General features: G+C 66.8%; 9 protein-coding genes. 8 read left to right on the top strand and 1 reads right to left on the bottom strand.

The window, feature by feature from the left end; translation table 11 throughout:
• The first annotated feature begins 12 nt into the window (after positions 1-12).
• The 5 genes from KEG38_RS02260 to KEG38_RS02280 are packed head-to-tail and all read left to right on the top strand — an operon-like array spanning position 13 to position 7,175.
• Positions 13-2,421 (top strand): type VI secretion system Vgr family protein, encoded by a 2,409-nt coding sequence (locus KEG38_RS02260; protein ID WP_272417300.1) that lies wholly within the window; start codon positions 13-15, stop codon positions 2,419-2,421.
• Positions 2,418-5,057: a DUF2169 domain-containing protein gene (locus KEG38_RS02265; RefSeq protein WP_272417301.1), complete on the top strand. Its 2,640-nt coding sequence runs from the start codon at positions 2,418-2,420 to the stop codon at positions 5,055-5,057. The genes KEG38_RS02260 and KEG38_RS02265 overlap by 4 nt, the downstream gene beginning before the upstream one ends.
• On the top strand, positions 5,054-6,100 hold the full coding sequence (locus KEG38_RS02270; protein WP_272417302.1) for a pentapeptide repeat-containing protein: 1,047 nt from the start codon (positions 5,054-5,056) through the stop codon (positions 6,098-6,100). Before KEG38_RS02265 ends, KEG38_RS02270 begins: the two co-directional genes overlap by 4 nt.
• A 14-nt stretch (positions 6,101-6,114) precedes the next feature.
• Entirely contained in the window at positions 6,115-6,777 is a 663-nt protein-coding gene (locus KEG38_RS02275) for a DUF3540 domain-containing protein (protein WP_272417303.1), read from the top strand.
• 5 nt (positions 6,778-6,782) lie between these two features.
• Entirely contained in the window at positions 6,783-7,175 is a 393-nt protein-coding gene (locus KEG38_RS02280) for a DUF4150 domain-containing protein (RefSeq protein ID WP_272417304.1), read from the top strand.
• Positions 7,176-7,184: 9 nt separating this feature from the next.
• Here the strand turns inward: KEG38_RS02280 and KEG38_RS02285 are convergent, their stop codons facing one another.
• Positions 7,185-7,667, bottom strand: coding sequence for a cytochrome c oxidase assembly factor Coa1 family protein (locus tag KEG38_RS02285; RefSeq protein ID WP_272417305.1), 483 nt, complete (start codon positions 7,665-7,667; stop codon positions 7,185-7,187).
• Positions 7,668-7,961: 294 nt separating this feature from the next.
• On the opposite strand from KEG38_RS02285, the gene KEG38_RS02290 reads away from it, so the two are divergent.
• The 3 genes from KEG38_RS02290 (at position 7,962) to cysN (ending at position 12,010) form a co-directional block, all read left to right on the top strand.
• Positions 7,962-9,080, top strand: coding sequence for a hypothetical protein (locus KEG38_RS02290; protein WP_272417306.1), 1,119 nt, complete (start codon positions 7,962-7,964; stop codon positions 9,078-9,080).
• A 73-nt stretch (positions 9,081-9,153) separates the two neighbouring features.
• Complete coding sequence (gene cysD, locus KEG38_RS02295; protein ID WP_276072124.1) at positions 9,154-10,089, top strand: sulfate adenylyltransferase subunit CysD; 936 nt, start codon at positions 9,154-9,156, stop codon at positions 10,087-10,089.
• Between the two features lies 1 nt (position 10,090).
• The gene (cysN, locus tag KEG38_RS02300) at positions 10,091-12,010 is read left to right on the top strand and encodes a sulfate adenylyltransferase subunit CysN (RefSeq protein WP_272417307.1); all 1,920 of its coding nucleotides are present in this window, start codon (positions 10,091-10,093) and stop codon (positions 12,008-12,010) included.
• Positions 12,011-12,050 lie beyond the last annotated feature (40 nt).

A 12,050-nucleotide genomic window follows, 5' to 3' on the forward strand; every position in this document is an offset into this window, starting at 1 on the left:
CCATCCAAGCCTATGGCGGACCTGATCACCCTGGAATCGAGCGCACTTCCCGAGAACAGCCGCGTCGCCACGTTTCGAGGCGTGGAGGGCATCTCGCGGCCCTACGAGTTCGAGGTCATGGTCGTGGTCGAGGAGGCCGACGGCGAGGAAATCGACCTCGCGGACGGCATCGGCGGCAAGGCACGGCTCGTGATCGATCGCGCCGACGACAAGCTGCCGCCCTTCATCATCGCGGGGATCCTCGGCAGCCTCGAGCACCTGCACAGCTTCGGCGGTCGATCGCTCGTCCGCGCCGTGATCGTGCCGCGCCTCTGGACCCTCGGGCTCTCGCGTCACTCGCGCAACTTCACGAAGAAGAGCGTGCCCGAGATCATCCAGGCGATCCTCGAGGACAATGGCTTCACCTCGGACGATTTCGAGATCCGGCTTTCGGGGTACGGCAAGGAAGAGCACGTCTGCCAGTATCACGAGAGCGATCTCGCGTTCATCTCGCGGTGGATGGAGCGCGATGGCATTTATTATTATTTTGAGCACTCGGAGAACGGCGAGAAGCTCATCATCTGCGACACGGAAGGCTACCCCGCGGAGCCGCTCGGCGCGCCGGTGCGGTATTTCCCGCAGACGGGCATGGATCGCAGCGCGGGCCCGTCGTTCCGCACGTTCCGGGCGCGCCACACCTCCCTGCCGGCCGTGGTCAAGCTGAAGGATTACGATTACGCCAAGCCGAACCTCGACGTGTCGGGTCAGGCGAACGTCTCGCAGCACGGCACGGCGGAGGTGACGGTCTATGGCGCTCGATTCTTCTCGCCGAGCGACGGCAAGCGGCTCGCGCAGATCCGCGCCGAGGAGATGCTCGCCCGCGAGGTCGTCTTCCGGGCGACGGGCACGCGCTCGCATCTGCGGAGCGGCCATACCTTCGAGCTCGACGAGCACCCGAAGCCCTCGTTCAACAAGAAGTTTTTGGCCATCGAGGTGCACCATTACGGCAATCAGGCCGCCGGGCATACCCAGTGGAAAGAGCTCATGGAGCTCGACCACGAGGAGGTGTACTTCGTCGAGGTCGACGCGATCCCCGCCGACGTGCAGTTCCGGCCCGAATGCCGCACGCCGTGGCCGCGCATCTTCGGCGTGGAGAACGGCATCGTCGACGGCGCGGCGGACAGCGAGTACGCGCAGATCGACGATCAGGGCCGTTACCTCGTCAAGTTCAAGTACGACGAGAGCAACCTGAAGCAGGGCAATGCCTCGACGTTCGTGCGCATGATGCAGCCGCACGGCGGCGGCATCGAGGGCTTTCATTTCCCGCTGCGCAAAGGGACCGAGGTGGTGTTCACGTTCCTCGGCGGCGACCCGGACCGCCCGGTGATCACCGGCGTCGTGCCGAACGCGCTCACGCCGAGCCCGGTGACGAGTGGCAACCACACGAAAAACGTCATTCAAACGGGCGGCAGGAACCGGCTCGAGCTCGAGGACCTCGCCGGGCAGCAGCGAATCACGTTGTCGACGCCGTATTCGAACTCGTACGTTCGCATGGGCTCGCCGAACGAGGAGCACGAGCTCATCGTGAAGACGGACGACAATACGTTGCTCCACGCCGGAAAGGATTACGACCAGACCGTGGGCATGAACGGCGGCGGGAGCTGGACCGTCGACGTGTGCGACCACTGGAAGTCGACGATCGGCGGCGGGATGGTCCTCGGCGTGGGCGTCTCGGTGGGCGACGATCCGGCAGATGGCTGCATCAAGATCGTGGCGAACAGCCACATCAACGTGCAGACCCTCGGCGGGAAGTACCAGCTCGACGTGGACACCGGCAACTGGATCACGAACGTGCCTGCGGGGTCGATGACCACGACGACGAAGGGCGATTACACGGTCACGGTCACGTCGAACAACACGAAGTTCGACACGACGGGCAAGACCGAGATCCTGAGCAAGGGATTGGTCAAGGTCGAGTCGAGCGGCTCGACGATGGACCTCCTGAGCAAGGGGAACATGACGATGAAATCGTCCAGCGGCAATGTCGTGATCGACGCGACGGCCGGGCGCATGGACGTCACCGCGAAGTCGGAAATCCTGATCAAGGCCCCGAAGGTCGAGACGAAGAGCACGTCCGAGATCCACGAAATCCTCGGCCAGGAAATGACGGTGAAGGGCTCGCAGTTCGAGACGTACATCGGCATCAAGAACGAGAACGTTCTCGGGCTCAAGATGGAGGGCCTCGTGGGCGGCAAGATCGAGGGGATCCTCGCCGCGGAGATCCGGTTCGGCGCGACGCTTTCGCTCGTGGATCGCGTCGCCGAGTTCGAGCTCAAGAAGGGCAAGATCGTGAAGAAAGAGGCCGAGCTCGGTTCGGTGAGCATCACGCTCATCCAGCAGAGCGTGACCATCACCCAGGTCGGCATTTTCATGCTCGCATGAAGACCATCAAGCCCCTCCGCCTCGGCGTCATGACAGGCGTCTTCGAGGCGCGCCGCGAACCGCATTTCGTCGTTTCGCTCCTCGCGGGCTTCACGCTCGACGAGGAGCCCTCCCTCGTCCCGGAAGCGGCGCTCTGGCTCTCGATCACGAAAGAGCTCGGGCCGAACGTGCCGCTCGACGTGTGCCGCCCGAAGCCGAACGGCGAGGTGCTCCTCAGTGGAAAGGCCTATCCGCCGGGCGGGCCGGCGCCGGTTTGTCCGGTGCGCCTCAAGGTCGGCGCCATCGACAAACGTCTGGCCGTCTTCGGCGATCGCACCTGGAAGCTCGGCGTACCGTCGGAGCCCGCGCCGTTCACGGAGATGCCTCTCACGTGGTCGCGGGCGTTCGGCGGCAAGGGGTTCACAAAAAACCCCATCGGCCGAGGCGTTGCGCCGGAGAAGACCGAGAGCGGCGGCGAGGTGCATTTCCTGCCGAACGTGGAGAACCCGAAGCGGCTCGTGAAGGCGCCGGGAGATCGGCCCGAGCCGGCGACGTTTGGTCCCGCTGACCTCACGCTGCCGGAGCGGTGGGCGAACTCGGGCACGTACGACAAGAAATGGCTCGACAACGAGGCGCCCGGAATGCCCAGCGATTTCGACTGGAGCTTCTTCAACGTCGCCCCGCCCGATCAGCGCATCGAAGGGTTTTTCTCGGGAGGCGAGCTGATCGAGCTCGAAAACGTGCACCCCGAGCGGGCGCGAATCGTCTCCCGCGTCCCCGAGGTCGTGGGCCGCGCGTTCATCACCCAGAAGACGCCCCGCGGCGAGGAATGGGTGGAGGTGCCGTTGCGCATGGAGACGGTGCACCTCTTGCCCGGCGCGAATCTCGGTATCCTGCTTTTCCGCGGCGTCGTGCGGATCGCCGAGGACGACGCGAAGGACGTGCTCCATTTCCTCGGCGCGCTCGACGCGAAGGATCAGAAGCGGAGCTCGGCGTATTACCAGGAGGTCTTTGCACGCCGCCTCGACAAGGAGAAGGGGCATCTGCACGCGCTGCGCGACCGCGAGCTCTTACCGATCGGCGCGTCGTACGCGGCGTTCCGCGCGGACGAGGTGGGGCTACCGGGGACCACGACCGAGCGTCTCGTCTCGAAGAACCTGCGCGCGGGGATGGAGGCGCGGCTCGCCGACGTGGACCAGAACCTCGACGATTTCCCTGACAGCAAGAAAAACGCGAAGGTGCCGCAGGCGTTGCCGCCCGAGGCCCCGCTGCCCGACGTCGACGACATGGCTGAGCACGTCGAGCAGATGGAAAAGGAAATGGAGAAGGCCCGCGAGCAGGTGAAGAAGCAGCGGGAGGAGGCGATCGCGAACGTCCGCGCGCGGTGCGAGGCGGCCGGGCTCGATTACGACGAGCAGATGCGGAAGGCACAGGCGGAGGCGGCCGGACCGCCGAAGTTCTCCGCCGATGCCCAGCTCGCCGAGTTCCGGGCCCTCGCGAAGCGATACCGCGAGGAAGGGACGCCCAGCGAGCAGCTCGAAACCCACCTCGCAGACCCCGAGTTCGAGCGGAAACTGCGATACACCGAGACGAAGTTGCGGGAGATGTACCAGCGGTTCGCCCATCATTACCCGCCGGCAGGGTCGCTCTCCGGTGAGCCGATGGAGCGAGCGCGGGCGCTCGTGGTCGAAGCGCGGGCGACGGGGCAATCCCTCGCCGGGCGGGATCTGACGGGCGCGTCGCTCGAAGGAATGGATCTCTCGGGCATGGACCTCGAAGGCGCCATGCTCGAAAACGCGAACCTGCGGGGGACCGTGCTCCGAAAAGCGCGGCTCGGGGGCGCGGTGCTCGCGCGGGCGGACCTCACCGGGGCAGACCTCGAAGACGCCGAGCTTGTCGAGACGAACCTCGGCGCGGCCACGCTCACGGGCGCGAAGCTCGCGAAGGCCGCGCTCGCGCAAGCCACGCTGGACAAGGCAAACCTCGCGGGCGCCGATTTCGCGGGCGCCGATCTCACGGGCGCGTCGCTCCTCGAGGCGACGTTCGGCGACGTCGTGCTCCGCCGGGTCACGCTCGCGGGGGCGCGGCTGCTCGAAGCGCGCCTCGCCGAAGTGGACTTCTCCGAGGCGGATCTCTCGGGCGTGACGTTCCTCGAATGTGATCTCTCGGGCGCGCGAATGACGGGGGCGAAGCTCGTCTCGGCCGTGTTCTTGCGGTGCAAGGCCAAGGACGCGAACCTCGACAAGGCGGCGCTCGACAATGCCCGGTTCGTCGAGGAGAGCGACTTTTCGGGCGCCTCGTTCCGGGGGGCCACGTTCGTCGAGGCAAACCTGCGCGGGACGGCGCTCGTCGAGGCGGATCTGACGGAGGCGAAGATCGACCGCGGCGACCTCAGCGAATGTGATCTGCGTGGCGCGAAGCTCGATCGGATTCGCGCCCGGGAGTCGCGCTGGGTGCGGACGAACCTCGACAAGGCGACACTGCGCGGGGCGGACCTCATGCTCGCGGTCATGCAAAAGGCGAAGGTCGCCGGAGCCGATTTCCGCGGCGCGAGCCTGTTCCGGGCCGATCTCGCGCGGATGAAGGGCGACGACAAGACGAGCTTCGACGCGGCGAACGTGACGCAGGTGCGCTTCGTGCGGGAGGGCGGCGCATGAACAAGGAAGAGCTCGAGCGTCTCGTCGGGCGCGGAGAGGTGCTTCAGCGGCTGGATTTCTCGGGGCTCGATCTCCAAGGGGCGTCCCTCGGGGGGCTCATCGCCGAGGAGAGCAAGTTTGCCGGGGCGAACTTCGCCGGGGCGAACCTGCGCGAGGTGATCGTGCATCGCACGGATCTGCGGGGCGTGAACCTCGCGGGCGTGGATGCGCGGCACGCGTCGTTCGTGGAGTGCAACCTCGAAGGCGTGTCGTTCGAGGACACGAATCTCTCGTTTGCCAATTTCAACAAATGCAACCTGACGGGCGCGAAGTTCGAGCGCACGAAGGTGCACAATACGAACATCCTCGAAGGAAAGCTCGAAGGCGCGAGCTTCGTGGACGTCGTGCTCGATCGGTCGAGCCTGGTCTCGTGTGACCTCGCGGGGCTCTGGCTCACGCGCAGCGTGGTCCGACAAACGGCCGTGCTGAAGACGGATCTGCGCAAGGTCCTCTTCGAGAAGGCGCGCTTCGAGACGGCCGTGCTCGTCGGCTCGAACCTGTCCGGGATGTCGCTCCCCGGCGTGGATCTCGGCCTGACGCAGCTCATGGAATGTGATCTGCGCGGGACCGATCTTTCGGGCGCGCACCTCGTGCAGGCGAATTTCAAGGGCGCCGATCTCTCGGGCGCGAACCTCGATGACGTGAACGCGAAGAACGCGCTTTTCGTGGAGGCGAAGCTCGTCTCCGCGCGGGCGCGCCGCGGCGATTTTCATCAGGCGATCTTCGCGGACGCGGATCTCTCGGGAGCGAATTTCGCGAAAGCGAAGCTCGCGCAGTGCATCTTCCATCGCGCCCGCTGCGTGGGGGCGCTCTTGCCCGCCGCGGATCTCACGTACGCGGATTTCTCGAACGCCGACGTGTCGAAGTCCGACTTCTCGGGCGCGACCCTGTTCCGGGCCAGATTCCACCGTACCGTGGAGGCCCAGGCCATTTTCACGGATCGTGCGCTCGCGCTGGGCGACGATCGCGAGCTCGCAAAGGCGGAGAGCTTCGTTCCAAGCTGAAGGAGTGGTTTGTCATGAATTTCGAGCCGCAACGAAAGCGAGCGAAATCCCCCCGAGGCCGCGCCGTCCAGGAGGTCGGGACGGTCCACGCCATCGAGGGAGAGCTCATCCGGGTCGAGGTCGCGGACGACATCCTCGTCGCGCGGCGCGCCGCGAGCTGTCTGCTGGCGCCGACGGCGGGTGATGCCGTGCTCGTGGTGCTCCTGGAGAGCGGCGCGGCATACGTGCTCGCGGTGCTGGAGCGCGATGCCGAGGCGAGCTCGCGGATCGTGCTCGAAGGGGACGCCTCGATCGAGGCGCCTTCCGGCAAGGTCCGCGTGCTCTCGCGCGAGGGCGTGGAGGTCGTGACCGAGCAGGAGATCAGCATGATTGCCGGGCGCGCCACGATTCAAGCGGCCGACGCCGCCGTGTCCGCCGAGCGCCTCGGGGTCTTCAGCAGCGCCGTGCATGCCGAGGTCGGCGTGGTGAAGGTCGTCGCCGAGGCGCTCGATTCGATCGCGGATCGCATCTTCCAGAAGGCGAAGCGTGTCTATCGGGTCGTGACCGAGCAGGACAACCTCCGCGCCGAGAGCATCGATCACGCAGCCAAGCGCACGCTGAGCATGCGCGCCGAGCACGCGATCGTGATGGCGAAGGAGCTCGTGAAGGTCGACGGCGAGCAGATCCACCTGGGGTGACGGCCATGTTCGCGAATACGCAGATGATGGGAATGGACCTCGGGTTTCCGGACGTGTGCCTCACGCCCATGCCCGCGCCCACGCCGGTCCCTTATCCGAACATCGCCGTCGGGGTGATGGCCGTTTCGGCCTGTTACAAGGTCCTCTTCACGTGCACGCCCTCGCACAACATGACCACGTGCATTCCGATGACGAACGGCGATAACGCCGGCGTGGCGATGGGCGTGGCGTCGGGGACGGTGATGGGGCCTTCGCGGCACCTGACGGCCGCGTTCCGTGTCCTCGTCGGCGGAATGCCGGCGACACGCATGACCAGCATGGCCTTGCAGAATTCGACGAATTGCCCCGGCATGCGGATCGTGCCGAGCCAGCCGAAGGTGCTCTTGCTCGCGCCGTGAGGCGCCCGATCAGGGCTTCTTGATGCGCGGGGCGCCGTCGGGGGCGAAGTCGCCTTCGAGCAGGGTGCTCGCGCCTTCTTGCACGTAGCCCTGTTCGCGCAGCACGGGGCGCCCTTCGATTTTGACGGAGAACCTTCCGTCCCAGCCCTGGTTTTCCATGTTGAGCGCGCGAAGCTCGAGGCGGGCCTCGCCCTTCGGGCCCTTGACCTTCGTGTCGACGTCCACGTTGTCCGTACCCCGGAGCTTGCGGAGCAGGTCGCGGCGGAGCGACGTCCCCACGGCCAGCGAGACCGAGACCGGGCTCCCGAGCGCCGCGGCCACGGCGGCGTCCTTCTCCACGAGCTCGACCGTCCGCGCGATGGGCGGGGCCGAAATTGTGTACATGTATTTGCCCACGCACGACGACGCGAGGAGCGCGAAGAGGACGAGCACGCCGAGGAGGGACATGGCTTTTCCGGCAGGCTTCTTCGCAGGCTGGATGACAGGCTGCATGCCGTCCATGAAGGCCTGCGGCCGCGGCGGCGTCAAGCGCCCTCGACGTGCGCCCCGGGATCGGACATTTGTTGTCCCATACAGGGGGCCAATTTCGTTGCCATTCCAGGGTGGATCCCGTAATGATCGAATCCACCGAGCGTTGACGTCCGCAGCGCCCGGCCACAATCGAATGCAGCACCCACGGGGCTGGGAGACCTCGCCCCGATAGCGCCTCTCCGGGGGCGCACGCCTCTTCGGAGGCACTCGCCGGGCATTGCCCGGTTTTCGGACGCACCTTGAAAGGCGGTCGTCATGAGCGCCATCGCCCTTACATGGCCAGCCGCTCCGGGCGGCGGGCCGAGCGCTTTTCTTTGCGACGAATTCCTGGCCCCGCGCGAGAAGTGGCCGCGCGGGCCGATCGAGCCCGCGTGCGTGGACATCGCCGCGCGCCTCGATCGGGCCCTCGAAGACGAAACGATCCGCCTCCCGGATCTCGCCCTCTGCTTCGAGGAGACCGCCCGGCTCGCATCGCTCCTGGGCCGCCCGATCGACGCGCGGCGCCTCTACCTCGCGTCGATCGGAGAGCTCACACGGTCGTTCCATCGGAATGGCGATCTCACGGCGCTCGCCCTCGCGCTCCGCGCCGTGATCGGCCTCGGTCGAATCGAATGCGCGCTCGGCCACGACGACGAGGCGCTTTTCCTGTTCGAAAAGCTCGCGGCGTTGCCGCTCGGCGGCTCGCTCGAAGCGGGCCCGCTCGTGGTGACGCCCGCGCGATGGGTCGAAATATCGGCGTTTGCGCCGCTGCTCGGGCCAAAGCTCGCGGCCGAGGCGATCACCGGGGCGATCGAGACGTTGATCGCGGGGGCACGTTACGACGTGGCCCTCGCCGTCGCGCGCGTCCGCGATAGAAACGATTCGCCCTCGCTCGACGCCTTCCGCCGCGAGGCCACGGCGACCGCGCTCTGTCGCATGGGCCTCTTCGGCGAGGCGCTCGTTTTCCTCGCGTCGGCCATCGCGCGCGAGCCTCTGCCCACGCGCCCGATCTTCGAGCAGAAGCGGGCCGAGACGCTCGCCGCCTCGGGGCAGCTCGACGCGGCGCGGGCGCGCTCCTCGTTCGTCGTGGAGGCCCTCGAAGACCGCTTCCGGGCCTTCCCCGCGTCCCTCGACGATCTCGCGCTCGCGGCGCGCGCCTTGCGCCTTCTCGCGATGCTCGGCCAGGTCCCCGCCGCGTTTTCCGTGCGCGCGTTCGAGCTCGCGGGCTTGCTCGGCGACGTGCCGCTCGAAGCCGAGCTCGCGCTCCGGGTCGTCGCGAGCGACGCGCCCCGCGCCATGCGCGAGCGCGCGGCGAACGTGGCCGTCTCTCTCGTGGGGCATCATGCGCCTTCGTTTGCCGCGCTCCGCGATCGATTGTGCTCGATCGCGGGGTGAGCGGGCTCGCCGTGTGGCCGGACGCCCTTGACAGACGGCGTGTTCGCGGGATGTTCTGCTCCGACGCTCGGGCATGACCCAGCGCGTCGAGAGCAGCATGTCCCAGGGAAAGCTCACGCACCTCAAGATGCTCGAGGCCGAGAGCATCCACATTCTTCGCGAGGTCGTCGCGTGCTTCGAGCGACCCGTGATGCTCTACTCGATCGGCAAGGACAGCACGGTCCTCCTGCACCTCGCGCGGAAGGCGTTTCACCCCGCGACGCTGCCGTTCCCGCTGCTCCACGTGGACACGACGTGGAAGTTCCGGGACATGTATGCCTATCGCGATGGCTACGTGAAGGGCGAGCTCGGGGTGGATCTGCTCGTCTACACGAACGAGGAGGGCCTGCGCGCCGGCGTTGGTCCGATCACGCACGGGAGCAAGGTGCACACCGACGTGATGAAGACGCAGGCGCTGAAGCAAGCGCTCGACAAGTACGGCTTCGACGCGGCGTTCGGCGGCGCGCGGCGTGACGAGGAGAAATCGCGCGCGAAGGAGCGCGTCTTTTCGTTCCGCGACAAGAACCACCGCTGGGACCCGAAGAACCAGCGGCCGGAGCTCTGGAACGTTTACAATACCGAAGTTCACAAGGGCGAGAGCCTTCGGGTGTTTCCGCTCTCGAACTGGACCGAGCTCGACGTCTGGCAATACATCCACCAGGAAAAACTGCCGATCGTGCCGCTGTATTTCGCGGCGCCGCGTCCGGTCGTGGAGCGCGACGGCGTGCTCCTCATGGTCGATGACGAGCGGCTGCCGCTCCGGCCGGGCGAGGCGCCGGTGATCAAGAACGTCCGGTTCCGGACGCTCGGCTGTTATCCGCTCTCGGGCGCGATCGAGAGCAATGCCACGACGCTGCCCGAGATCATCCAGGAGATGCTCCTCGCGCGGCAGAGCGAGCGCCAGGGTCGGCTCATCGATTTCGATCAGTCGGGGAGCATGGAAGAGAAGAAGCGCGAAGGGTACTTCTGAGATGAGCCACGAAGAAGACCTCGCAAAGACCGACATCGAGGCCTACCTCGCGCGGAACGAGCGCAAGGAGCTCTTGCGCTTCCTCACGTGCGGGAACGTCGACGACGGCAAGAGCACGCTGATCGGCAGGCTCCTGCACGACACGAAGGGCATTTACGAGGACCAGCTCGCCGCGGTCGCCAAGGACAGCAAGGTCTTCGGCACGCAGGGCGGCGCGATCGACCTCGCCCTGCTCGTCGACGGCCTGAAGAGCGAGCGCGAGCAGGGGATCACGATCGACGTCGCGTATCGGTATTTTTCGACGGCACGGCGCAAGTACATCATCGCGGATACGCCCGGGCACGAGCAATACACGCGCAACATGGCCACGGGCGCGAGCACGGCCGAGCTCGCGGTGATCCTGATCGACGCGCGCAAGGGCGTGACGACGCAGACGAAGCGGCACGCGTTCATCACGAGCCTGCTCGGGATTCGCAAGGTCGTGGTGGCCGTGAACAAGATGGATCTCGTGGGGTATTCGCGGGAGGTCTTCGAGGAGATCCGGCGCGCGTATCTCGATTTCGCGAGCCATTTGCCGGACCGGCACCACTGGTTCATCCCGATGAGCGCGCTCGTGGGCGACAACGTGGTCGAGAAGAGCGCGGCCATGCCTTGGTTCGAGGGCGAGCCATTGCTCGAATTGCTGGACACGGTGCCTCTCGACGAGGCGTCGAACACGGTGGACCTGCGGTTTCCGGTGCAATACGTGAACCGGCCGAGCCAGGAGTTCCGCGGGTTTGCTGGGACGATCGCCTCGGGCTCGGTGCGGGTCGGGGACGAGGTGGTGTCGCTGCCGTCCGGGCGCACGAGCAAGGTCGCGCGGATCGTGACGTGGGAGGGGGATCTCGCCGAGGCCGCGGCGCCGATGTCGGTGACGTTGACGCTCGAAGACGAGATCGACGCGAGCCGCGGCGATGTATTGTGTCACTCGGACAACCGGCCCGAGATTTCGACCCGCGTGCTCGCGATGCTCGTGTGGATGGACGAGCGGCCGATGGTGCCGGGGCGCGAATACTGGATCAAGCATGGGCCCTTGCGCACGCCGGGCAGCGTGACGCGGATCGTGCACCGCGTGGACGTGAACACGCTGGAGAAGAGCGACGCGCCGGCGCTCGCGCTGAACGAGATTGGCCGCGTGGAGCTGCGCACGAGCCGGCCGCTGCTGTTCGACGCGTACACGAAGAATCGGGCGACGGGCGCGTTCATCGTGATCGACCGCGTGACGAATGGAACGGTCGGCGCCGGGATGATCGTCGAGAGCGGGGAGGGGCGCTGGGACGATCCGGCGCAAGGGAGGCTCACGCAGGCGGAGAGCGCGGTCACGGGCGAGGAGCGGGAAAAACGTTATGGGCAGCGGCCCACGACGATTCTGATCACGGGGCTCGCCGGGTCGGGAAAAACCAGCGTGGCGCGGGAGGTCGAGCGCAGGCTGTTCGATCTCGGTCGCGCGGTCGCGGCGATCGACGGGCAGTCGATGCGGCACGGGATGAATCGGGACCTCGGCTTCTCCGCGTCGGACCGCTCGGAGAACCTGCGCCGCTCGATGGAGGTCGCAAAGCTCCTGAACGACGCGGGCCTCATCTGCGTGGCCTCGCTGGTCGCGCCCGAGGACGCCGTCCGCAAGCGTGCGCGCGAGCTCGTGGGCCCGGAGCGGTTTTTCCTGGTACACCTCGCCGCGCCGCTCGAATGGTGCCGGGAGGTCGATCGGAGCGGGATTTACCGCGACGCCGCGGCCGGCAAGGTGAAACACGTGCCGGGCCTCGATTTCCGGTACGAGCCACCCGAGGACGCGGACCTCGTCCTGCCGAGCCACGAATGGAGCGTGGCCGAATGCGCCGAGAAAATCGTACGGGAGCTCGAACGGCGCGGGCGGATCGTGTAGGCAGTAGCGGGTGGCTGGTCGCGGCCCCCGCGCTGTCCTA

The sequence above is a fragment of the Polyangium jinanense genome (assembly GCF_028435265.1).
GTDB classification, from domain to species: domain Bacteria; phylum Myxococcota_A; class Polyangia; order Polyangiales; family Polyangiaceae; genus Polyangium; species Polyangium jinanense.

What these genes read in the sequence shown, in the direction of transcription:
- KEG38_RS02260 (WP_272417300.1), top strand. Translation starts at nt 13, where the DNA reads ATGGCGGACCTGATCACCCTGGAATCGAGCGCACTTCCCGAGAACAGC.
- KEG38_RS02265 (WP_272417301.1), top strand. Translation starts at nt 2,418, where the DNA reads ATGAAGACCATCAAGCCCCTCCGCCTCGGCGTCATGACAGGCGTCTTC.
- KEG38_RS02270 (WP_272417302.1), top strand. Translation starts at nt 5,054, where the DNA reads ATGAACAAGGAAGAGCTCGAGCGTCTCGTCGGGCGCGGAGAGGTGCTT.
- KEG38_RS02275 (WP_272417303.1), top strand. Translation starts at nt 6,115, where the DNA reads ATGAATTTCGAGCCGCAACGAAAGCGAGCGAAATCCCCCCGAGGCCGC.
- KEG38_RS02280 (WP_272417304.1), top strand. Translation starts at nt 6,783, where the DNA reads ATGTTCGCGAATACGCAGATGATGGGAATGGACCTCGGGTTTCCGGAC.
- KEG38_RS02285 (WP_272417305.1), bottom strand. Translation starts at nt 7,667, where the DNA reads ATGCAGCCTGTCATCCAGCCTGCGAAGAAGCCTGCCGGAAAAGCCATG.
- KEG38_RS02290 (WP_272417306.1), top strand. Translation starts at nt 7,962, where the DNA reads ATGAGCGCCATCGCCCTTACATGGCCAGCCGCTCCGGGCGGCGGGCCG.
- cysD (WP_276072124.1), top strand. Translation starts at nt 9,154, where the DNA reads ATGACCCAGCGCGTCGAGAGCAGCATGTCCCAGGGAAAGCTCACGCAC.
- cysN (WP_272417307.1), top strand. Translation starts at nt 10,091, where the DNA reads ATGAGCCACGAAGAAGACCTCGCAAAGACCGACATCGAGGCCTACCTC.